Origin of the sequence: Spirosoma sp. (assembly GCF_048594605.1) — a bacterium.
Lineage (GTDB): Bacteria > Bacteroidota > Bacteroidia > Cytophagales > Spirosomataceae > Spirosoma.
The window spans coordinates 86,131-106,708 of record NZ_JBMDWV010000133.1 but is presented as its reverse complement, the minus strand read 5'-3'; the positions used below and the strand labels follow the sequence as shown (position 1 = coordinate 106,708).

The window sequence follows — 20,578 nt, the reverse complement described above, 5'->3', positions numbered from 1 at the left end:
GGGTTCTAAACACCAGATTATCAATCAGCCTGACGTTGCCTAGATGAGCTGCCAGCTAGATCAAAACCAGACTTTCATATACTGCTGATTTAATTCGATTACGTTGGCGGATTCCAGTTCCTGAATCAGTTGGTGGAGCGATACTCTAAATAAATCCAGTAATAGCCGGTTACGCAAATTACCTGTGGTTATATAAACGAGTTTATAAGGTTGTCGCTTCACCAGATACGTATTCAGAAAATCAACATCTTTGGTGATAACAATTCGCTCTTCGCTCATACTACGTTCACAAATGTATTCATCCGCAATACGTGTGTTTGTGAGTAATGCCGAAGCATGTAGCGCATCATAACCTTTAGATTGCAACCACTCTGACAATAAATGAGGTAGTTGTTCGTCAACTAAAAATTTCATGCAGCTAGGGGAAGCGATCTAAAATGGGCCAGTTGAACTGCATAATCAAGACTGGCTTTAATATCTTCTGCTTCAAGACCTGGATAGTCAGCCAGGAGTTCATCCCAGGTAGCCCCGCCCGACAGCAATTCCAAAATTGTTGTAACCAGGAGCCTAGACCCACGAATTGTTGGCTTGCCGTGGCAAATAGCTGGATCTATAGTGATTCGAGATTGCATACTGCTTGACATTTTATCAAAATTAATCAAAACACCAGATTATCAATCAGCCTGACGTTGCCTAGATGAGCCGCCAGACAAATGGCAGTCTGACCTGGTGCAAGCACTTCACTGGCAGTCTGGAGCGTATCAGCGTTGACAATCTCGACATATTCCAATCGAAACGCGGGCTTATCGGCAAAGAAACCCGCCATAGCCGCTTTTACCTGTGCTACGTCGTACCCTTCAGCTAATAGCTCGCGGCCCAGAGTGAGCGCCTGAAACAACGTAGTGGCCTGTCTCCGCTCATCTGTCGTCAGGTTTCGGTTTCGTGACGACATGGCTAATCCGTCGTCCTCCCGTACGGTTGGGCAACGTATCAGTTCGACAGGAAAGCTCAGGTCTCGAATCAATCGACGTATCACGGCAACCTGTTGCAAATCTTTCTGCCCAAAGTAAGCTCGATCCGGTTGCACGATGTTGAACAGTTTAGCAACCACAATCCCGACGCCGTTGAAATGGCCCGGTCGAAATGCGCCTTCCATTACCGTTTCCAGTTCTCCAAAATTCAGACGTAGCGCAGGCGGTGCGGGGTACATTTCTTCTACAGAAGGAGCAAACAATACATCACAGCCAGCAGCTTCAAGTTTCCTGCTATCCTCTTCCAGTGTCCGGGGATATCGGGCCAGATCGTCTGGATTATTAAATTGAACCGGATTCACGAACACACTGCTCACTACAAGATCGTTCTCCTGCCGTGCTTTTTCGATGAGCGTAATGTGGCCTTCGTGCAGCGCACCCATCGTCGGAACAAGGCCGACTTTTTGGGTTGAGCGTAGTGAATTCAGATGCTGGCGAAGGCTCGTAACTGTGTCAAATCGATGCATACTACTTCATTTTTTTCTGGCTACAATGATACGCGCTGAGTATCTTTTTTCGGGCAAAATGTATTGAAATCTGAGAAAAATTTGCTTAATTTTGCAAGTTTTTTGGTTCAATCAGACAACACACGTTCCCTTACTTATGAGCAAATTACGAATCCTTTACGTAGCCAGCGAGATCAATCCTTTTTTAAAAACGTCTGATGTTGCTGACTTCGTCCGCAAGCTGCCACAGGCCATGCAGGAGCGGGGGATGGAAATCCGAATTCTGGTGCCGCGTTTTGGACTGATTAATGAACGCAAAAACCGGTTGCACGAAGTAGTAAGGTTATCGGGTATCAATATTGCCGTAGGCGACGATGAGAAGCCGCTGATTATCAAGGTAGCGTCGATTCCAACGGCGAAACTGCAGGTTTATTTCATTGATAATGAGGACTATTTTCAACGCAAGTACGTCTTTCATGACAAAGAAAACCGTTTTTACGCCGATAATGATGAACGGGCTATTTTCTTCTGCAAAGGGGTTTTAGAAACCGTTAAGAAGCTGGGATGGGCTCCCGATATCGTTCACTGCAACGACTGGATGACGGCTCTGATTCCATTGTACCTGAAAACGACTTACAAAAACGATCCTATGTTTAAGGATACAAAGTCGGTTTTCACCGTTTATAACAACTCATTCGAGCATCGTTTTGAGGGCGATATTATCGAAAAAGCTCGTATGATGGATATCGACGATGAAATGCTTACTGAGTTAAAAACAGCTGATTTTCAGGGATTCATCCGAATTGGTTCTGCGTATGCGGATGCCGTTGTTCGGGGCGACGAGGATTCGAGCGAAAGTCTCAACGCTATTTTGAACGATCTGCCTGAGCACAAATTTGAGGCAACGGAAGATGAGGACGTAACGGATCGCTATTATAATCTTTATACACAATTGGCCGGATAACGTAACGTTTACGTTAAGACGTTCATAAATCGACACAACAAAAAGCCGGAATGTCCGGCTTTTTGCGTTTACTTTACTTCGGAAAGCAGTACGTACAACCAATTATTAATCAGGATTATGTGTGGAATTGTAGCCTACGTTGGCCACCGGGAAGCGTGTCCACTAGTCATAAAAGGATTAAAACGGCTTGAATATCGGGGTTATGATAGTGCTGGCGTTGCCCTGATGAACGGGCAAGGTTTGAGCGTTTACAAAAAAAAAGGGAAAGTAGCGGCTTTAGAGCAGGAACTGGCAGATAAAGAAACTCATGCGACTATTGGCATGGGACACACGCGCTGGGCCACGCATGGCGAACCTAACGACGTAAACGCCCATCCTCATTACTCGTTTCACCGAAAGCTGGCCATCATTCATAACGGCATTATCGAAAATTATTCGGCCATCAAACAGACCCTTCTGAAAAAAGGGCACACGTTTACGAGCGAAACCGACACGGAAGTGCTGGGGCAATTTATTGAAGACATTTGGGAAAATCAGGCCGGGGCATCGGATGCGGGTACGTTAGAGGATGCCGTACGGCTGGCTCTACAGGAAGTTGTGGGAGCTTATGCGATTGTAATCATGAACGAAGCTGACCCAACGCAACTTATTGCCGCCCGGAAAGGCTCACCGCTGGTGATTGGTGTGGGGGAGAATGAGTTCTTCCTGGCCTCCGACGCTACGCCGATTGTGGAATATACCAAAGACGTCATCTACCTGAACGATTATGAAATTGCGGTGATTAAGGACGGTACGTTAAAAGTTGTTACGCTCGACAACACGACAACTACGCCTTACGTCCATAAGATTGAGCTGGAACTGGAAGCTATCGAAAAAGGTGGTTTCGACCATTTTATGCTCAAGGAAATCTTCGAACAGCCACGCTCCATTGCCGATTCGATGCGGGGCCGGGTTCAGGCCGATCCGGGTACGTTACAGCTCGGCGGTTTGCGCGATTACCTGGATAAGCTGGCTAAGTCGAAACGTATCGTGATTGTAGGTTGTGGTACGTCGTGGCACGCGGGTCTGGTGGCTGAATATGTTTTTGAGGAACTGGCTCGAATCCCGGTTGAGGTTGAGTACGCGTCGGAGTTCCGCTACCGGAACCCAATTATTAAAGAAGGCGATATTGTGATTGCCATCTCGCAATCGGGCGAAACAGCCGATACGTTGGCGGCTATTGAACTGGCGAAATCGAAAGGGGCTACCATTTTCGGGGTTTGTAACGTAGTTGGTTCATCCATTGCGCGGGCAAGCGACGCCGGTGCGTATACCCACGCAGGGCCAGAAATCGGCGTAGCCAGCACCAAAGCCTTTACTGCCCAGGTAACTGTATTGACACTTATGGCCTTGGCCGCTGCAAAACGGAAAGGCACGATTTCGGATTCGTTATTTCGGCAATTACTGGCCGAGATGGAGAGCATTCCGACGAAAGTTGAGAAGGTGTTACAAGCTGCCGATAAGATTAAGGAAATAGCTTACATCTTCACCTACGCCCGCAACTTCATCTATTTGGGTCGCGGTCTGAACTTTCCCGTTGCGCTCGAAGGGGCGCTTAAACTTAAAGAAATCAGTTACATACATGCCGAAGGGTATCCTGCTGCCGAAATGAAGCACGGGCCCATCGCGCTGATTGACGAAGATATGCCGGTAGTGGTGATTGCCACGAAAGACAGCTCGTACGAAAAAGTCGTTTCGAATATTCAGGAAGTGAAAGCCCGTAAAGGTCGGGTTATTGCCATCACAACCGAAGGCGATACACATTTGCCCGGCATGGTTGATTTTACTATTGAGATTCCAAAAGTGCATGACGTATTGATGCCATTGGTATCAGTTGTTCCTCTGCAATTGCTTGCATATGACATTGCCGTGATGCGCGGACGTAACGTCGATCAACCCAGGAATCTGGCGAAGTCAGTAACGGTAGAATAAGTAGCAAATAGCGAAAAGTGAAAGCGCGGTAAAGGCAACTTTATCGCGCTTTTTTACTACGTGTGTTACGCACCATCCTGCTCACCTAACCAGTCGACATCAACCTGATCGTCGGTTGGGTGATTGAAGACAATCTCCCGCAACCAAGCTAAAAACTGATCTTCCTTATCAAGCTGTAGATGACTTGACGGATCAACTGGTCCTTTCTGCATTCCGTCTGCCAGGTACGTTGCTATGGCAGACGGGCGAAAGAAATGACTATGGCATCCATCCGTTGCTTCCAGATCGATGACTGAACGGACTCACGATCTGATATTTCTCCCTCAATTTTTGAGATGCCAGGCACTTCCATTACGTAGTAGAGTAGTCCATAAGCCATTGACCTCATTTATAGAAACGTCAGCTGGCAAATTTTAAAACAACTACACAACACAGACTAATTATAAAACTCGATGGGCCTTATTCATTAGTAAACTGGATAATAAATCCTCCTTTGGGCGCAAAAGAATGTTGCCAAGTAGACGTAATTAGATAGGTTTCCGTTTTAAAGTTCATCAATGAATCCGCGCCTTCCGTAATTACTTTAAATTTAGAAAAACCCTTGGCATACTTAGCCAGATTTAACTTGACCGGTACTACGTTATTCGTACCATTTATACCCACAATGTAAGAAAGACGCCCCTTCTGGCGAGCGAGTATGATCTGTTTTCCTGGTTCAGCCACAATACTTTCCGTATTATCCCAACTGGCAGGCATGTCTTTCAATAACTGTCGAACCGCTACAGGCAGGGAATCAAACATTTCTTTTGAATCCGCAAAATGGATAATTCCCGACGTATAGACCATGGCCGTAGCCAGTTCATGAACCGCCGTGTTCAATCGGGGATATTTTCGGATGGTCAGGGCAAACGGAGTATAGTCAGTAGGGCCGGCTACATTTCTGGTAAAGGGTAACACCGTGTTCTGCTCGGCGGCCAGGTCAGGATATCTGGCTTCATAGAAATAATGCTCGGTTCCCAGAACTGCTTCGGCTGTCATGAAATTTGGCCAGGTTCGGTGCCAGCCTCTTGGTACAGTAGTGCCGTGAAGGTTGATCAGTAAATGCTCCCTGGCGGCATCTTCGAAAAGGGTAGGTAAGCAGGCCATCACCTCCTGCCGATCTGAGCACCAAAAATCGATTTTGACCCCTTTAACGCCCATAGCCGCCAATTCTTTAAATCGCTTTCTTCTTTTTTCTGCGTCGAAATACCCAGCCGAATAACCCCACACCATAGGTTTGACTCCCCTGGCAGCCGCTTTTGCGATAATACCCCCTTCTTTGTCGGCTTTCTCCCAACCGGCATCGAACAACGTATAGCCGAAACCCAATGAGTTGGCCAGATCCGTAAACTGGTTATACCTATCAGGAGAATGATCCTCGGGATGAGACCACCAGGACCAGGTGGCTTTGCCCCCTTCGATCCAGGACGTATCGTCCAGTTTAGAGGCAGGCGCTAAATCGGTAATCAGGCTTGACAGCAGGATGTCCCCGGCCTGGTCCCCAACGATGATCACCCGCCAGGGCATCGTCCAGGGAAGCGTGGATGTTGGATGATTGTTCTCGCTTAAGGGTAACGTATATTTTTCGTCCTTTTCAGCAAAGGCAATTTTATACAATCCGCCCCTGGAATCGGGTTGCAAATGACAACCTGTAAACGCGCCATCTGTTGCAGACTCGGCCAGTAACAACCAGCTCTTGCCATCATTTACCTGAAAAAGGGCAGGCATACACCATCCCACCGACGGATTACGAGGGTTGCTGATTGAATCGCCGGGATGTATGTTGAAGTAAAAATCTTCATAGCCCGGAGTGACCTTCCCCGCTTTATTATACGGCTGCAACCAGCCCCTGGCATTTTTTTCAATCTGAAATCCTGTGATCTCCTGTTTGATCACCCGTGGCTTATTCGTCTGATCCGGAAACCGGTAGCGGAACGCAACGCCTTCATTTCCGGTAACCAAATCTATAATCATCAGGGCTCCCGACTTATTTTTAAAGGTTATGCTCCTGCTTTCAAGAACATGGTTTATCGTCTTGACATTGCTTACCTTCAATTCGTAGTTCTCCCTTCTCATTTCAATAGGAGACACATTAACGAGAGACAGCCCAGACGTAAAATCCTGATCATCACAGACAAGGCCAAGCGGAGAATCGGCAATGATACGTTTATTGCCGCGTGTTACGTTGTAGTGTAGTTCTCCGTTTTTACTCAAAGACACGGTAATTTTATTGGCTCCAAGCTTTGAGCTTAGGCCCATTGATTGGCTTACTGCTTTAAAACTGCTGAAAAGAAAAATTGCGCCGATTAAAAAGGGAAGGGTTTTGTCAATCAATCCATTTCTCATACTACTAACTGGGGTTCTTCGGGCCGATGTGGAGCGGTCCATGTAAAACATAATTTTTAAGGTACGCATCTTCATTAGAGAGGGCGCTTTATAAAACGCTTTCGTTCATAGCGGCTTTTGGCTGATTCGCTTGCTTCTGAGCAAAGAGCCAGTCTAACAATCCTGGTGTCTTAATTACTTCCTCCCAAATGCTATGAGCGGCAAAGGGATATTCTGTATAGCGGGGAGCACCGCCCACTTTTTTCAACGCTCGAATCATGTCGCGGGAGCCACTGACGGGCACATTCCTGTCTTTGGCTCCATGAAATGCCCAAACCGAAACGGATTTCATCCGTTGAGCCTGACGGGGATTCCCTTCCCCGCAGACAGGAATAGCAGCTGCGAACAACTCAGGGTGTTGTCCAATAAGATACCAGGAGCCATAACCACCACGAGATACGCCCGTTATATAACGCCTTTTTGGATCGATGGGAAATGCTTTGTCCAGAGCAAGAATAGCCTCAGTCGCTAAGGGGGCGATGGAAGGCGTGTTCGCTACCCCGCCCCAGCCTGAGTGGGGTGGGCATCGGGGCACCAGCACAAAAGCAGGATATTTTCGTCTGTTTTCATCAGTGGCCAACCATTTCGCCATTGGACAGGCGTCAATCTGTCGGGTGTTGTCTGACCAGCAGCTATAGGGCAGTCCAACGACGAGTGGGTAACGCTTTTCGGGATCGTACGGAAAGGGTTTCAGGAGTCGATACAATAAAGTATCACCCTGAGTGCCAATAAATCGCCCTTCGTCAAATGGCTGGGCCAACGTAGCTTCCCGAACTGAAATATGGGTCTGGTGGTAGCTTTCTCCTATAAGCTGGATAGCTACCACAAAGACACAAATCGTGAGAATAGCCAGAGTTCCCCTGGCGATAACCCATCGGTTAAGGGAAGGCGACACGGCTTCGCGACTATCAGCTCGACGAAGTTCATCAACAAAATTGAACAGAAGAAGGATAGGAACGATTTTTTCAAATAGCGATAGCCACTGCCGGATCAAATCCAGTTTAGCGTTCGGTGGATAAGGGGGTGCGTCCACAAACCAAATCACGCTCACCAGTTGAGCCAGATAAAGTAGCGCTACGACAAAACCGGTACGTTTCAGCCAGGGCTTATGGCTAGCTTTAGAAAAACAAAGACTAAGTGCATAAGTCAGATAGGTGATAATACCAAGAAACAGCACTACTTGCGGGTATTGGCCAAGAAGCGGATACAGCCTTGCCAGCACCAGGTAAAGCAGCGTAGCAACGGTGATGCAAGAAGCCACTAATCCTGTCCAAAAGGTAGCCTGATAGTTCCGAGAACGATAATACATCAACAGCAGGATAGCCGTAGTCAGAGCGATGAAGTTGGTCGCTAAAAACCAGCCAGGAAATGACGCCAGTGCATACAGATCAATGCCAAGCCGAAAATGGAGCCAGCTTTGGAATAAGCCAGCTATCAGAGTTAGCCCTAAGCTAATGCAAAGATTTTGGTAGAACTCTTTCGTCATAAAGTCATTAGCCGAACATAATCCGGGATGGGAATTAAAGACTTGCCAGAGTGAGATTTACTAGTCTAAGAATTAGCTAAAATGCCTGCGCAGTTGCCGCGTCCGTTGTGTTTAATGTACCGGGTTTTATCCTAAATCCCGAACACGTTCAGCGGATGAAAGCTTTTTATCCCTACCAACCCGACAACTTCTTTGAGTTGCTCCGAAATATTCATTATTGATGAGCCGACCTAAACCGTCCAGAAAAACGGCATTGTCAATAGAAAAATAAAATAGCCGCGCCCCTTATTTTACAGCACCGGCTGCCGGATAGGAATCGACGGGCTGTATTAGGGTAAAAACAGTTGGGCACGTAACAGGATAACTGGAAAGTAAAAATCTCCAAATCACTTCACAGATTCCTGTTTTTCATGAAATTTCAGGCAACCGCTGACCAAAGATGGGGCTATTTACGGCAAGGCAAACGCTACGTACCGATCACCCGACTTCGTTTTGAGTTTGCCACCTCCGCAGGCAATCACTACGTATTGTTTACCGTTGACGGCGTAAGTACTCGGGGAAGCATAACCAGCTGCAGGCAGTTTAGCCCGCCAGAGCTCACGGCCCGTTTTGCGGTCGAAAGCACGTATCAGTTCGTCGCGCGAGGAGGCAATGAAGAGTAAACCGCCTGCCGTAACAGCCGGGGCACCATAGTTGTCGGTGCCCGTCGGAGGCAGCCCCTTGGCCACCAGTTCAGGGTACTCGCCCAGCGGAACTTGCCAACGGTGCTCGCCTGTGTTCATGTCGATTGCCGTCAGCGTACCCCAGGGTGGACGACTCACAGGGTAGCCGGCCCGGTCGTACCAGCGGGTAAAACCAGTGTGGTGGTAGGGAGCCGTGTTAAGATCTGTGTTGCTGGCGACGGATGTTGTTTTGCCGAATAAAAAATCCACGATGGCCTTCCGCTCAGTTTCCTTCAGAGAGGTGAATGCAGGCATCATACCCTGGCCTTTGGCCAGCACCTGAGCTACAGAGGTTTCGCTACGTTTTTTAGCAATACCCATCAGTGCCGGATAGCTTCCGTCATGAGAGCCCTCCCGATTTTGGCCGTGGCAGCCAGCACAGTGAGTTTGGTAGAGTTGGCTACCAGTGCGTTCAACGGCCCTGGATGATAATGAACCGGCGGGAGTTGGAACCAGACCCATAGTAACCGGAATTTGCTTGGCAGGAACGTACATTACGCCCGTTTCGTCTACTGCAGCCCCGCCCCACTGCGCCCCGCCGTCGGTGCCGGGAAAAAATACGGTTCGGTTTGGACTCAGAGGAAGCGGATAGAACTCCTTACCCTTTTGCCAGCGCCGGAGCTGAGCTACAATGGTGTCGCGGTCGGTGACAAAGTCATTAATATCACTTTCTGAAAACGATTGCCGGGTAAAAGGCGCGGGCTTGAGAGGAATCGGCTGAGTGGGCCAGGCTTTTTCACCTGGAACGCTGGAAGCGGGCATGGGTCGTTCCTCAATCGGAAACAGCGGCTGCCCCGTGACCCGGTCGAAGACAAACAGGAAACCTTGTTTGGATAGAACCGATACGGCATCCACTTTTTTGCCGCCATGCATAACGGTGAATAAATTGGGCGGTGCGGGAATATCGCGATCCCAGATATCGTGGTGGACAGTCTGAAAATGCCAGAGTCGCTTGCCAGTGGCCGCGTCGAGGGCCACAAGGCTGTTACCAAACAGGTTCTGTCCAGGCCGTGTACTTCCATACAAATCGAAGGCCGCCGTCCCAGTGGGCACGTACACAATACCTCGCTGCCGGTCGATGGCCATACCCATCCAGTTGTTGGCACCACCGAAGTTGCGGTAGCCGTCTTTGGGCCAGGTGTCAGCTCCATATTCGCCGGGATGCGGGATGGTATGGAATGTCCAGACGAGACGCCCCGTACGCAGATCATAAGCGCGCACATCGCCGGGCAGGGCAGGTGCAACCTCCGATACCCGGTGACCCATGATGAGCAGATTTTTATACACCACGCCCGGCGTGTTGCTCACTACGTACTCATCAGCGCCGGGACGGGCGAGCCCCTCTTTTAAGTTGATTTTTCCCCCTTTGCCAAAACTGGTCACTGGCTTACCCGTTCGGGCGTCGAGTGCGTAAAGCAGCGAGCCGTAAGCGAAGAAAATTCGGGCCTGTTGTCCATCGGTCCAGTAGGTAACGCCCCGGCTATTCATAGCGAAGGTATCGTCGGTGAAGTTCGTTTTCCAAAGCTGCCTGCCCGTGGCTGCGTCGAGCGCAAAGGCCTGCGAGCCAGCCGAAACGCCGTATAGTATGCCGTCGATAATAAGCGGGTTGCATTGAATCTGGGTGTTGTTTTTAAGCGTATCGACTCCGCCAGAGGCATACTCCCAGGCAACCTGTAAGCCCGCAACGTTGCCGGGATTTAGCTGCGTGAGGGGTGAAAAATGGTTGCGATCGGGTCCGCCGTTGTATTCTGGCCAGTCGGTGGTACCGGGTTTATCGGTCATGCTGAGGAGGCAAAGGGTCAGCAGTAAGGTGGGGTAGGCAAAGCGTTTCATGAGTAGGTTCAGGGAAAGTACAAATGAACGCAAAATGGCTGAAAGTTGTGGGACTTTGTGGGACTGCCCTAGGTGTAGTCAAGTTCTTTTTGGTTCAGCCTACCAATGTCATCTGTTGGCCTATCACGAAGCTGATCCGTGTCCGCAGTTGATAAAGCCTGGCAGATCTGTTACGAAGCTCAGCGGCAGTATAGCAGTTTGCCAGCAACTATCAGTTAATCATTTTTACAGAGCTCCTGCTCCTTCCAAATCATCTACGAAAACATCCAGTTATTTCAGTACAATACGTTCTGTGTGTCTCTTTGAACTCACTGATTACTTACCACAACGAGCTAACTTTTGAGTCAGTTTGATAAAATTATTGGCTACCTTGTCATCCAGAAATACTGCTTACTCAGCGTTCGCTCTTAAATCAACGTCCTCATGTCTCTTCCGCCGGAAGCTTTCACCATTGGTGTGGAAGAAGAGTATCAAATCATCCATCCCCAAACCCGTCAGTTACGCTCCCGGGCAAAAGCTGTTCTAGCCAAAGCCCGGCAGAACCTGGGCGATCAGGTAACCCAGGAAATGTATTTGTCACAGATCGAAGTTGGCACCTCCATTTGCCACACCCTCCAGCAGGTACGACTCGAACTTCAGGTTTTGCGGGGTCAGGTTATCAATGCCGCCCATAAATCGGAGAGTCTGCTGGTAGCCGCCGGTACACATCCCTTCTCTCATTGGCAGGATCAGCAATTGACACCTACTGAGCGCTATCGGGGACTGGAAACCGACTTTCAGCAACTTACCCGGGAACAACTCATTTTTGGGTGTCATATTCACGTGGGCATACCCGACCGGGAACTGGCCATTCAAGTGATGAATCGCGTCCGCCCCTGGCTAAGTACCTTACTGGCCCTGTCTGGTAATTCGCCTTATTGGCTGGGAAACGACACAGGCTATGCCAGCTTCCGCACCGAAATATGGAGCCGCTGGCCAACAGCGGGTATTCCCTATCACTTTGATTCACGGGCTGACTATGATGGCTTGATCAAGGCTCTCACGCTCATAGGTAGCATTGCTGACGCTTCCAAGATATACTGGGACGTGCGCCCATCCTCTCATTTTGAGACTCTGGAATTTCGCGTTACCGATGTATGTCTAACCATCGATGAGGCTGTATTGGTGACGGGACTAATTCGGGCATTAGTCAGGACCTGTGCTCTGGAGGCTGAAACGAATAGTACTATATCGGCGATACGCCCTGAGATCTTACAGGCCGCCAAATGGCAGGCTGCTCGCTATGGACTTTCGCATACGCTAATTGATCCTCTGGCGGGTCGGGCGGTGACCGCAGCCGACGCTATTCGCCAAATGCTAACCTACGTTCGCTCCGCTCTGGAAACGTATAACGAATGGGATGAGGTTTCGGCCTTAGTTCAACAGGTTATCAAGGGAGGAACTGGCGCCGATCGGCAACGGGCTGCCTTCAAACGAACAGGCAATCTGAACGACGTAGTTGATGTAATGGTTCGGGAAACGGCGATGGGAGCGGTACTAAGCTAAACGGGTAACTATTCAGACGGACATACGGCCTTCAACAGGTTCGGGGTCAACATTCACCGACGACTTTTTAGCCAAACGGCTGTTTTTTGACACAGAAACTGACCATTATCCGATCGTAACCGTTACGAAACGCCTTTATAAAACGGTCCCGACTTTAACGATCAGCCTTCTCCGGAGCCATCAGCAACAGTGCCTTTACTTCGCCTACCTGCCCGTTTGGGATTGAGGTAGCCCTGAGCACAATCCGATGGTGGCCGCCAGGGAACTCAAGCCTACCCAGCGACAGCCATGCCCATTCCTTCTCGTAGACTTCCTTGCGGAGAATCCGGTCAGGGCTTGCTTTGAGTGGAGGATCGAAGCTTCTGCGCAAGGTTTGTTGCAACGACTTATTGGCCGCTGTAACGTTCAGTATCGCTCCACGGGCCGCATCCGGAGCGGTATACTGTAGGCTCAGTTGATACGTGCCCGGCCGCTCCACTATCACATCCCACCAAATCGAGTCGGCGGGTGACTGCCAGTTTATCAGCCAGTCATTTGCCCAGCCGTTGCCTTGTTTATACCGCAACTTGCCCGAAAAGTGGGCCTCCGGTGCCCGCAACAGCACCCGCCGAGCTGCCACTGGCACGGGTCGGGATGGTGCTATTGTTTGAGATACTTCGTTGAACCAGCGCTCGTAGGCAGCTTGTAACATTTGTAGCGACTGGGGGTGTTCGGCAGCCACATCCCTGGTTTGCGAGGGGTCATCGAGCATATCATAAAGCTGGGGCTTCCCTTTTTGCTGAACCAGCCGGTACTGAGTGGTGCGAACGCCCCCTGGCTCAGCAGGAAGGCCGGCCGTGCTCATATCTGCTACGTGTGTAAACAGCAGGCGGTCAGCCAGCGTATCAGTACGCCCCGTCAACAGGCCTGCCAGGCTACGGCCATCAAGCGGGTGGGCAGGCTTAAAGCGTAAACCACATAAATCGACCAGTGTCGGCAGTAAGTCGATATGGGCAGCATTGGGATGAATCCGGGTTTGCGGACGGACCTTATCCGGCCAGCGTACAAACAGCGGTACGCGTACCCCTCCCTCATCGACCGACCCTTTAATCCCTTTCATGTCCCCATTGAAGCGATGCCCATTGGGGCCGTTGTCGGTGGCAAATATGACAATCGTGTTTTGGGTCAAACCCATTTGATCCAGCCCGGCCAGTAGACGCCCCACGTTATCATCTATGTTTTCGACCATGCCGTAAATGCTGGCTTGTTCATCGCCAAGACCTTTAGCCTTGTATTTGTCAAAGTAACGGTCAGGAACCTGGTGAGGACTATGGGGAGCGTTGAAGGGGACGTAGCAAAAGAAAGGCCGGGATTGATGGCTGCCTATAAAGTTCAGAGCAGCTTCGGTCAGTACGTCGGTGATGAATCCTTTCGTAGATACCATCTCATCGTTGTGCTGTAAGTGGGTATCAAAGTAATTATTCCAGTGGCCGGCACAAAAGCCCAGAAACTCATCAAACCCCTGCCCGTTGGGGTCTTCCGGCGCGTGTTCGCCGTTGTGCCATTTACCGAAACAGCCGGTGGCATAGCCGTTCTGACGGAACACTTCGGCTAAGGTAAGTTCATCACTGCGCATGCGTTCCCAGCCCTGTGTCACCGAAACCGTACCTGTGCGAAGGTGATAGCGGCCCGTGAGCAGACTAGCACGGGTTGGAGCACAAAGCGGGCTAACAAAAAAGTGCTCGAACTGCGCTCCGCTTCTGGCCAGGCGGTCGAGGTTGGGGGTTTCTACAGAGCGATTCCCGTGTAGTCTCAGGTCGCCCCAGCCTTGGTCGTCGGTTAGGATAAACAATACGTTGGGCCTGGCAGCGGCTACCAACGGGCTGGTAACTGGACGGCAGGTCATCCATGCACTGATCATCAGCGCAGCTATGCCTATCCAAAAAGGGGTTTTCATCACCAAAAAGTCATTACTCAAGTCAAACCGGTTCCTGATAAGTTGAATACTACGTTGTCTGCTTAACAGTTAATAAAAGAAAAGTTGCCCCTTCCCTACTGAAAATCGCTTATTAAACTTTCCGAATAAGCGTAGCACAAGATACTATAACCAGATCAGGATTGGATAGGGTCATCCGTAACAGAAAACCACTCTAAGCGTACGCGTGTAGCCCGTACGCAACTGCAGCATTGAAATCACCCGCATGAGCAACTTAGTAACCATCACCATCAATGCCAGCCAGGAAAGCCTCGAAACGCTGAACCAATGGATTTAGAAATAGGCCAATACTTCGGCCGAGATTAATAAAATAGCGAACGTACTGATCAGAAATAAGGTACTATGATGTCGCTCTTCGTTCCTGACAGACTCGCCATACTTCCTCTGTTACGTAGTAGAATATCAATTAGAAGATAAGCTGGAATGATGAGCCAGGCTAACTCTGTTCTTAGCGTTTGTAAGAATACTCAATGCATGGAGATACCTGAGGTTACGATTTAGCGACGAGCCGTCTGCTTCAATCAGTGTACAATTACTTAAAGAAGCGCACCGCTAATACGAAACAGGAGAAACTGGTTCATATTAGCGACAAAGCAGAAATTGAAACTTTGTTTCTACTCCTTGCCCATTAATCGTGCCTGGATTCCAGCGTGGCATCAAAGCACCCACGCGCACCATTTCTTTTTTCAACGTTGGATCAGAATCATACGTTGGGATCAATTCCATGACTTTACCGGTTCCATCAAGGGTAGCTGTTAACCAGGTCTTTCGGCCTAATTTAACCGGAGTGTCCGTTTCCTCCATTTGATGGAGAACAAAAGCATTTAGCTTGTTTTCTCCGCCCGGAAACGAAGGCGGAGACTGTGTTTTGATCGTTGGTAAAGGACCAAATGTATTATAGGTAATTATTGGCTTACCTCCATTGAGTCCACTTTGTGCCAGCGAACCTGAACCACTAGCGATCAACAACGTAATGCAAAAGAAAAATAACAAGGAAAGATTTGATTGACTGAGCATATTCTTTATCGTTCTTTTTTGAGAAGATGCACCACGTAATCAGTTAGTTGCATACCAACACACAATATATCCTTTATTATTCTACTGTCTCAAGAAGTGGAGGACAGATAAGGTAAACGATCAGTCAACCAACTTAAAGAATCGTCAATCTGAGAGTAACTTTTTAAGCAGTTTCATCGTTTGCAGGTGGTTTAGAATACTGGCATGTGTTGCACCAGGGATTACCAAAAGCTGATCTTCAGAAGTCAAAACCGAACGTAGCTGATAAGCAGTACTGTGCGGATTATCGGTGCTGACGACAACAACCGGACTGAGCGCATTCTGAACATCCTGGTCGGTGAGGAACGTGAAGCCATTCACCGAGGGGAAAGGGTAGTATAGCAGATACGTAAAGCGATCACTAAAATCTCCACCCGCCGAGGCTGGATCAATCAGGAAAGTAAATTTGGGACGATTCGTTGAGGCTAGATGAGCCCCTATCCGGCCGCCCAAGGAATAGCCACATATCACAATCTTGTTTTCCGAATACCGGCGCTTCAGGGAGTCGTAAACAGTTTGCGCATCCGTGTAAAAATTAGCTAAGCTGATGGGTCCTTTACTTTTGCCGTGCTGACGGTAATCGGTGATCAACACGTCGTAGCCAAATTGGAGAAAAAAAGGGGCCATCGTTCCCCAGTTGGCTAGCGTACCCCCATTGCCTTTCCAGAAACAGACTACTCCCTTCGGTTGAGAAGCCTTGAAAAGCAAAGCATTTAACAACCCCTCTTTCGGAGTTTTTATCATTAATTCTTCCAGGGGTTGGGCGAAGTTATAGCGATACGTATCAGATAACTGGGTGGATCGATACCGATTCGTCTGCTGGTCTTTTTCAACGTAGAGGAACAGATAAATACCCAGGTAGAGAAGTAAAACGATGAGTAGCGAAATCCGAGTCCACCTATTGTATTTTGTTTTCTTCATTTTGCCCCGAGTCCCTGGAATCAAATCTAAGTGATTGATTTTAAAAGGATTTATTAATATATGTTAAACATCGGATCAAGAGTTGCAGTAATCAAACCCAATTTGAGAAATAGCTTTACGGCTATTCTATCGTCTCAGTAAGGAGCGTTTATCGAAATGATCTTAAGTCGGGATCGCTAGCTCTTACAACAAGCATTTTCCTCGATCAGGCTTGTTCAAACCATTAGCAAACAGGCTGATAATGGATAATTCGCTATTTAAATCATAAATTATCTTAAAGGGCTAGCAGCCAGGGTTTTACTAAAAATATTAAGTGTAGATTGTGACGGTCAACAAAGCATAAGCAATCGATCATGACCAAAGCGTTTGGGAAGTACTACATTGACCTAACTAAGTTTAATCTGGGCCTGTCTCTAATAGTCACTTTCATTAAGAGCCCAGTGGAGGGTATACTATTCTTTTTAACTGGGGGAATGATCTTGAGTCTTATTGCCTATGAATACTATTACAGGGATGAATACTATTTCTATCACAATTTGGGCCTCACCAGAACAAGGCTAGTGCTATCGGCCTGGCTTTTTAACCTGGGCATATCAGCCCTTTTGGGATTGGGTACCTTTCTGTTTAACTGATATGCATCTAACTGTAAAGAAGATAGAGAAATATTTCGGAAAGCAAGCCATCCTCAAACTGGAAAACTTCGAATTAAGAACGGGTGAAACGGTCGGCATTTTTGGCCGGAATGGTTCAGGAAAATCTACTTTGATGAAAATACTGTTTGGAACGATTAAGGCAAATGCCTGCTCACTCCAGCTGGATGCGGTGCCATTTGATCCCGCCACTACTATTGCCAGGAAGTTGATTGCTTACCTACCCCAACATAGCTTTTTACCTACTGACCTAAAAGTTAGGGATCTTATTCCCCTAATGCTTCCTGACGGAGAAGCTCAAAATCGGGTGTTCTACTCACCGGGTGTAGCCTCCTTAGACAAGCAACGGATTGGTTCCCTCTCCATCGGCCAAGTAAAATACCTGGAGTTTCTTTTAGTAGCCTACCTGGACCACCCCTTCCTGATGCTGGATGAACCGTTTTCAATGATTGACCCTCTCTATCACCAGATCATAAAAGACGTTATTTGTTCTTTAATGGCTAGCAAAGGTGTTCTCGTGATCGACCATTATTACGATAGCGTATGGGAGGTAACAAATCGAAACTATGTTCTGGTTGATGGGTCACTATCCCTTATCTGGACAAAGGACGAATTAACTAAAAATGGTTATTTGCCAAGTCGTTCCTGATTCAACGATTTCTCATCTAATCTTAGCCAGCAGTATAGGCCATAGCTGTTTTCCCAGTTGTTAGCCAGAACTTTTCTTTTGGGTGCATAAGTATAATCATTCTTTTGTGTCGCTATGAGGAGTATTTATCGATAAGTGGTTGCTGACACACTAACTCATACTGCGCATGCTTAAGGGTTGTCCGGCTAGACAATACGTTCAGTCATGGGTGAGCATTGTAGAGTCGAATTCTAAAACAGATCCTGGTGAATTACTCCTTATGTAGGCTGAAAGTCTTCAATTCTTTGCCTGACGCAAGTACGAAACAGGTCTAAAGCATTACTATTAGCTTATAAAATCCCTGTCTCTGCCGCATTAACTAAATTAAGTTACATTGCTAAGGGCATCGTCTGATGCTGCATTCTTTCATAAGATTGTATGATCACTGGATATAAGTCCATTTTAGGTACTTAAGCTATTCTACTGTCTATCGGTGGCGCATTAGTAGAACCCCCTCCCTGGGTTCTTGGAGCAAAATACTCTTTTCGTTAATTAATGTTTTCAGCGGTTCATTGGTTAAGGTATCCAATAATCGATAGCGCAATTGATAGGTTTTTACGCGGTTCGCAGTTTGAGTCCATTTCATGATCTTACAGTGGCAATTCGCATTTTCAGGTGTGTTGGTAACTTCTTCGAGTGAGCCGCCTTTCCCCTGCTTAATGAATACGTTCCGAATCCCGATCATCTCGTTGGCATCGCCCGTATCGAAACTCCAGGTTGTGGCAATGCTGGTGAGGTACTTCCTGCCTTTATCGAGCCTTAAGAGTGCATGAATGGGCGATTCAACTTTTCCCGTAGTATTCTTGATCCGCGAGTAAATCGATACTAAACCCGGCGATTCAAACTGCATATAGCCAACATGATCGATGTTGGCTCCGTGCCGATAATATAGAAAATAGCCGTCCTTATAGGTTATTTCCACCAGGTTATTGGCTACCTGATGATACCGATTGGGATCGTTGACCCGAGCCTGTGGAGCCCCTGTATAATATAGCCATATACCCGACAAACTGTCAATCTCAGCCTGAGTTGGCTGATAGGGTAAAATATTCAGGTCGCGACGTATCGTTGCCCACTCATTTCGTTCCGCTATCCAACGGGCGCTTACGAACACAAGTAAGACCACCAAAAAGAGCAGACTACCCAGCCACACTACCGTCTTTTTTCTACCTGAATCCTTTAGCCGACGAGTCAACGCTTCGTTTTGCTGTTGAGAGTCTGCCAGTTGCTGCTGAAGCGCTTTCTGCTCATCAAGCCGCACCCGAACCGACGCATCCACGCCTTCAATAAGGTTATCATCCAGCGGATTTTGTTCGAAACCCTGGCGGCCAACACCGTACAAATAAATATAGCAGGCATCAAGCAGAAACGGTCGTGGATTGGCAACGAGCCCGTTATACGCATCTTTTACCTGAACGCCGGTAATGTCATACTTTCGATGCGGATAGTCTACCTGTCTGGGGTTCGGATCAGGAAGATAGGGCGCGTGTCTGAGTTGATGCGCCGTATTAGGCAATTCATAACTGATTGAGCTAAGCAGTTTAGCAATGTCTTCGTAGTTTTTGGGGCTGGTATTCCGTACAATTTGCTGGCCTGTTGCCAGCTGATACGTATCAATCACTTTTCCAAGCAGATAAATGATCTCCTCCTTTCCCGTTTTAATTTTCATTTAACTGTCTGCTGGATAAGCGTTTATAAAATTTAATTAAGGCTTACTAAATTTTCCTAAAAATACGAGTCATTTAGTAAGCTTGAAAGGTACTTATCACCAGGCTTGAGAGTGAGAATCAATGGAGAGTAAGTATATATTTACCAAATTCTCCGTTTTATCCAAACGAATATCGACAAATCAACAGAAAACAACCTTCGTTGTTAACCGTATCAATTCATAGTGGACAGCTTAATATAATTATATACGTTTTGAAACAGCCTGAAATCCTTTTTCTAAAAATAGTCTTCCTACTTAGTTTACTGCTAACCCCTTCCTTGTATGCCGCCAAAGTCGATTCGCTGGACATTCCCAGCGGGGTTATGAAGAAAACATTGCGGGCAGTGGTTGTTTTGCCCAATTCGTATCAGTCAACCGAAAAAAGTAAGACGAGTTACCCGGTACTGTATTTACTCCATGGCGGCTATGGTCATTTTAATGACTGGATCACCAAAATGCCCGACAAGACGCTGCTGCACCGACTCGCTGACCAATACAATTTTTTGATCGTACTACCCGAAGGAGAGGTTTTCAGTTACTATCTGGACAGTCCCGTCGTAAAAGATAGCCAGTTTGAGACCTATCTGACCAAAGAAGTAATTGGAAAAATTGACAATACGTACCGGACCATCCGGACGGGCAAAGGCCGGGTAATCACAGGACTTTCTATGGGTGGTTATGGGGCGTTGTATCTAGCCACGCGCCATCCTGAGCTTTACTGCGCGGCTGGCAGCATGAGTGGTGCCTTAAACGTAGACATGAATACCTGGAAATTACCGCCTGATGCGGCTAAGGGTATTCGAGCTGAGTTTGAAAAGATTTTAGGGCCTTTTTCTCAATCACCGGATGGCTGGGCGGCTTACTCGGTCGTAGGGATGGCCGATAAAATGAAAGCCAATGGGCTGAAACTGGTGTTTGATTGTGGCGTCGATGATTTTCTGATTGAACCCAACCGGGAACTGCACCGTCGGCTGGTGTTCAATAGCACGCCACACGATTATACCGAACGCCCTGGTGGGCACAGTTGGGAGTACTGGCAAAACTCGCTTCCTTACCAAGTCTTATTTTTTAGCAAAGTGTTCGCCGAAAATGACGTAATGATTCGCTAAGGCAACTCACTTATCAGGCCCTCCACTATTTACAAATCGAATTTCAACC

Annotated in this window: 17 protein-coding genes; 5 read left to right on the top strand and 12 right to left on the bottom strand. The window is 47.9% G+C overall.

Going from position 1 to position 20,578, the window contains the following annotated elements:
• Positions 1-60: 60 nt before the first annotated feature.
• The 3 genes from ACOJS8_RS08640 to panC are packed head-to-tail and all read right to left on the bottom strand — an operon-like array spanning position 61 to position 1,498.
• Entirely contained in the window at positions 61-414 is a 354-nt protein-coding gene (locus ACOJS8_RS08640; RefSeq protein ID WP_420148134.1) for a DUF5615 family PIN-like protein, read from the bottom strand.
• Positions 411-632, bottom strand: a complete 222-nt coding sequence (locus tag ACOJS8_RS08635) for a DUF433 domain-containing protein (protein WP_420148133.1) — start codon at positions 630-632, stop codon at positions 411-413. The genes ACOJS8_RS08640 and ACOJS8_RS08635 overlap by 4 nt, the downstream gene beginning before the upstream one ends.
• 26 nt (positions 633-658) lie before the next feature.
• The gene (panC, locus tag ACOJS8_RS08630) at positions 659-1,498 is read right to left on the bottom strand and encodes a pantoate--beta-alanine ligase (protein WP_420148132.1); all 840 of its coding nucleotides are present in this window, start codon (positions 1,496-1,498) and stop codon (positions 659-661) included.
• Positions 1,499-1,634: 136 nt separating this feature from the next.
• On the opposite strand from panC, the gene ACOJS8_RS08625 reads away from it, so the two are divergent.
• Together ACOJS8_RS08625 and glmS are read left to right on the top strand one after the other, a co-directional pair.
• Positions 1,635-2,441: a glycogen/starch synthase gene (locus ACOJS8_RS08625; RefSeq protein WP_420148131.1), complete on the top strand. Its 807-nt coding sequence runs from the start codon at positions 1,635-1,637 to the stop codon at positions 2,439-2,441.
• 117 nt (positions 2,442-2,558) lie between these two features.
• Positions 2,559-4,412 (top strand): glutamine--fructose-6-phosphate transaminase (isomerizing), encoded by a 1,854-nt coding sequence (gene glmS / locus ACOJS8_RS08620; protein WP_420148130.1) that lies wholly within the window; start codon positions 2,559-2,561, stop codon positions 4,410-4,412.
• Between the two features lie 65 nt (positions 4,413-4,477).
• Here glmS and ACOJS8_RS08615 read toward each other — a convergent pair whose 3' ends face one another.
• From ACOJS8_RS08615 to ACOJS8_RS08595, 5 genes are all read right to left on the bottom strand, one after another.
• Entirely contained in the window at positions 4,478-4,624 is a 147-nt protein-coding gene (locus ACOJS8_RS08615; RefSeq protein WP_420148129.1) for a hypothetical protein, read from the bottom strand.
• A 20-nt stretch (positions 4,625-4,644) separates the two neighbouring features.
• Positions 4,645-4,791: a hypothetical protein gene (locus ACOJS8_RS08610; protein WP_420148128.1), complete on the bottom strand. Its 147-nt coding sequence runs from the start codon at positions 4,789-4,791 to the stop codon at positions 4,645-4,647.
• A gap of 80 nt (positions 4,792-4,871) precedes the next feature.
• Positions 4,872-6,797 carry a glycoside hydrolase family 97 catalytic domain-containing protein gene (locus ACOJS8_RS08605; protein ID WP_420148146.1) on the bottom strand — a complete coding sequence of 642 codons (1,926 nt, stop codon included), beginning with the start codon at positions 6,795-6,797 and terminating at the stop codon, positions 4,872-4,874.
• An 88-nt stretch (positions 6,798-6,885) separates the two neighbouring features.
• On the bottom strand, positions 6,886-8,322 hold the full coding sequence (locus ACOJS8_RS08600) for a prolyl oligopeptidase family serine peptidase (RefSeq protein ID WP_420148127.1): 1,437 nt from the start codon (positions 8,320-8,322) through the stop codon (positions 6,886-6,888).
• Between the two features lie 449 nt (positions 8,323-8,771).
• Complete coding sequence (locus tag ACOJS8_RS08595) at positions 8,772-10,877, bottom strand: PQQ-binding-like beta-propeller repeat protein (RefSeq protein WP_420148126.1); 2,106 nt, start codon at positions 10,875-10,877, stop codon at positions 8,772-8,774.
• A 423-nt stretch (positions 10,878-11,300) separates the two neighbouring features.
• On the opposite strand from ACOJS8_RS08595, the gene ACOJS8_RS08590 reads away from it, so the two are divergent.
• Positions 11,301-12,422 carry a carboxylate-amine ligase gene (locus tag ACOJS8_RS08590; protein WP_420148125.1) on the top strand — a complete coding sequence of 374 codons (1,122 nt, stop codon included), beginning with the start codon at positions 11,301-11,303 and terminating at the stop codon, positions 12,420-12,422.
• A 154-nt stretch (positions 12,423-12,576) separates the two neighbouring features.
• Here ACOJS8_RS08590 and ACOJS8_RS08585 read toward each other — a convergent pair whose 3' ends face one another.
• The 3 genes from ACOJS8_RS08585 to ACOJS8_RS08575 all read right to left on the bottom strand — a co-directional run bounded on the left by ACOJS8_RS08585 (position 12,577) and on the right by ACOJS8_RS08575 (position 16,374).
• Entirely contained in the window at positions 12,577-14,358 is a 1,782-nt protein-coding gene (locus tag ACOJS8_RS08585; protein ID WP_420148124.1) for an arylsulfatase, read from the bottom strand.
• A 621-nt stretch (positions 14,359-14,979) separates the two neighbouring features.
• Positions 14,980-15,414: a hypothetical protein gene (locus ACOJS8_RS08580; protein WP_420148123.1), complete on the bottom strand. Its 435-nt coding sequence runs from the start codon at positions 15,412-15,414 to the stop codon at positions 14,980-14,982.
• Positions 15,415-15,558: 144 nt separating this feature from the next.
• Positions 15,559-16,374, bottom strand: coding sequence for an alpha/beta hydrolase (locus ACOJS8_RS08575; RefSeq protein ID WP_420148122.1), 816 nt, complete (start codon positions 16,372-16,374; stop codon positions 15,559-15,561).
• A 633-nt stretch (positions 16,375-17,007) separates the two neighbouring features.
• On the opposite strand from ACOJS8_RS08575, the gene ACOJS8_RS08570 reads away from it, so the two are divergent.
• A complete protein-coding gene (locus ACOJS8_RS08570; protein WP_420148121.1) occupies positions 17,008-17,673 on the top strand; it encodes an ATP-binding cassette domain-containing protein in 666 nt (221 codons plus the stop codon).
• 466 nt (positions 17,674-18,139) lie between these two features.
• Here ACOJS8_RS08570 and ACOJS8_RS08565 read toward each other — a convergent pair whose 3' ends face one another.
• Positions 18,140-19,381 carry a hypothetical protein gene (locus tag ACOJS8_RS08565; RefSeq protein ID WP_420148120.1) on the bottom strand — a complete coding sequence of 414 codons (1,242 nt, stop codon included), beginning with the start codon at positions 19,379-19,381 and terminating at the stop codon, positions 18,140-18,142.
• Between the two features lie 242 nt (positions 19,382-19,623).
• On the opposite strand from ACOJS8_RS08565, the gene ACOJS8_RS08560 reads away from it, so the two are divergent.
• Positions 19,624-20,529 (top strand): alpha/beta hydrolase, encoded by a 906-nt coding sequence (locus ACOJS8_RS08560; RefSeq protein ID WP_420148145.1) that lies wholly within the window; start codon positions 19,624-19,626, stop codon positions 20,527-20,529.
• The last annotated feature ends 49 nt before the right edge of the window (positions 20,530-20,578 follow it).

Excerpts from the sequence above, each read along its gene's own strand:
- ACOJS8_RS08640 (WP_420148134.1), bottom strand. The coding sequence starts at position 414 with ATGAAATTTTTAGTTGACGAACAACTACCTCATTTATTGTCAGAGTGG.
- ACOJS8_RS08635 (WP_420148133.1), bottom strand. The coding sequence starts at position 632 with ATGCAATCTCGAATCACTATAGATCCAGCTATTTGCCACGGCAAGCCA.
- panC (WP_420148132.1), bottom strand. The coding sequence starts at position 1,498 with ATGCATCGATTTGACACAGTTACGAGCCTTCGCCAGCATCTGAATTCA.
- ACOJS8_RS08625 (WP_420148131.1), top strand. The coding sequence starts at position 1,635 with ATGAGCAAATTACGAATCCTTTACGTAGCCAGCGAGATCAATCCTTTT.
- glmS (WP_420148130.1), top strand. The coding sequence starts at position 2,559 with ATGTGTGGAATTGTAGCCTACGTTGGCCACCGGGAAGCGTGTCCACTA.
- ACOJS8_RS08615 (WP_420148129.1), bottom strand. The coding sequence starts at position 4,624 with ATGCAGAAAGGACCAGTTGATCCGTCAAGTCATCTACAGCTTGATAAG.
- ACOJS8_RS08610 (WP_420148128.1), bottom strand. The coding sequence starts at position 4,791 with ATGGCTTATGGACTACTCTACTACGTAATGGAAGTGCCTGGCATCTCA.
- ACOJS8_RS08605 (WP_420148146.1), bottom strand. The coding sequence starts at position 6,797 with ATGAGAAATGGATTGATTGACAAAACCCTTCCCTTTTTAATCGGCGCA.
- ACOJS8_RS08600 (WP_420148127.1), bottom strand. The coding sequence starts at position 8,322 with ATGACGAAAGAGTTCTACCAAAATCTTTGCATTAGCTTAGGGCTAACT.
- ACOJS8_RS08595 (WP_420148126.1), bottom strand. The coding sequence starts at position 10,877 with ATGAAACGCTTTGCCTACCCCACCTTACTGCTGACCCTTTGCCTCCTC.
- ACOJS8_RS08590 (WP_420148125.1), top strand. The coding sequence starts at position 11,301 with ATGTCTCTTCCGCCGGAAGCTTTCACCATTGGTGTGGAAGAAGAGTAT.
- ACOJS8_RS08585 (WP_420148124.1), bottom strand. The coding sequence starts at position 14,358 with ATGAAAACCCCTTTTTGGATAGGCATAGCTGCGCTGATGATCAGTGCA.
- ACOJS8_RS08580 (WP_420148123.1), bottom strand. The coding sequence starts at position 15,414 with ATGCTCAGTCAATCAAATCTTTCCTTGTTATTTTTCTTTTGCATTACG.
- ACOJS8_RS08575 (WP_420148122.1), bottom strand. The coding sequence starts at position 16,374 with ATGAAGAAAACAAAATACAATAGGTGGACTCGGATTTCGCTACTCATC.
- ACOJS8_RS08570 (WP_420148121.1), top strand. The coding sequence starts at position 17,008 with ATGCATCTAACTGTAAAGAAGATAGAGAAATATTTCGGAAAGCAAGCC.
- ACOJS8_RS08565 (WP_420148120.1), bottom strand. The coding sequence starts at position 19,381 with ATGAAAATTAAAACGGGAAAGGAGGAGATCATTTATCTGCTTGGAAAA.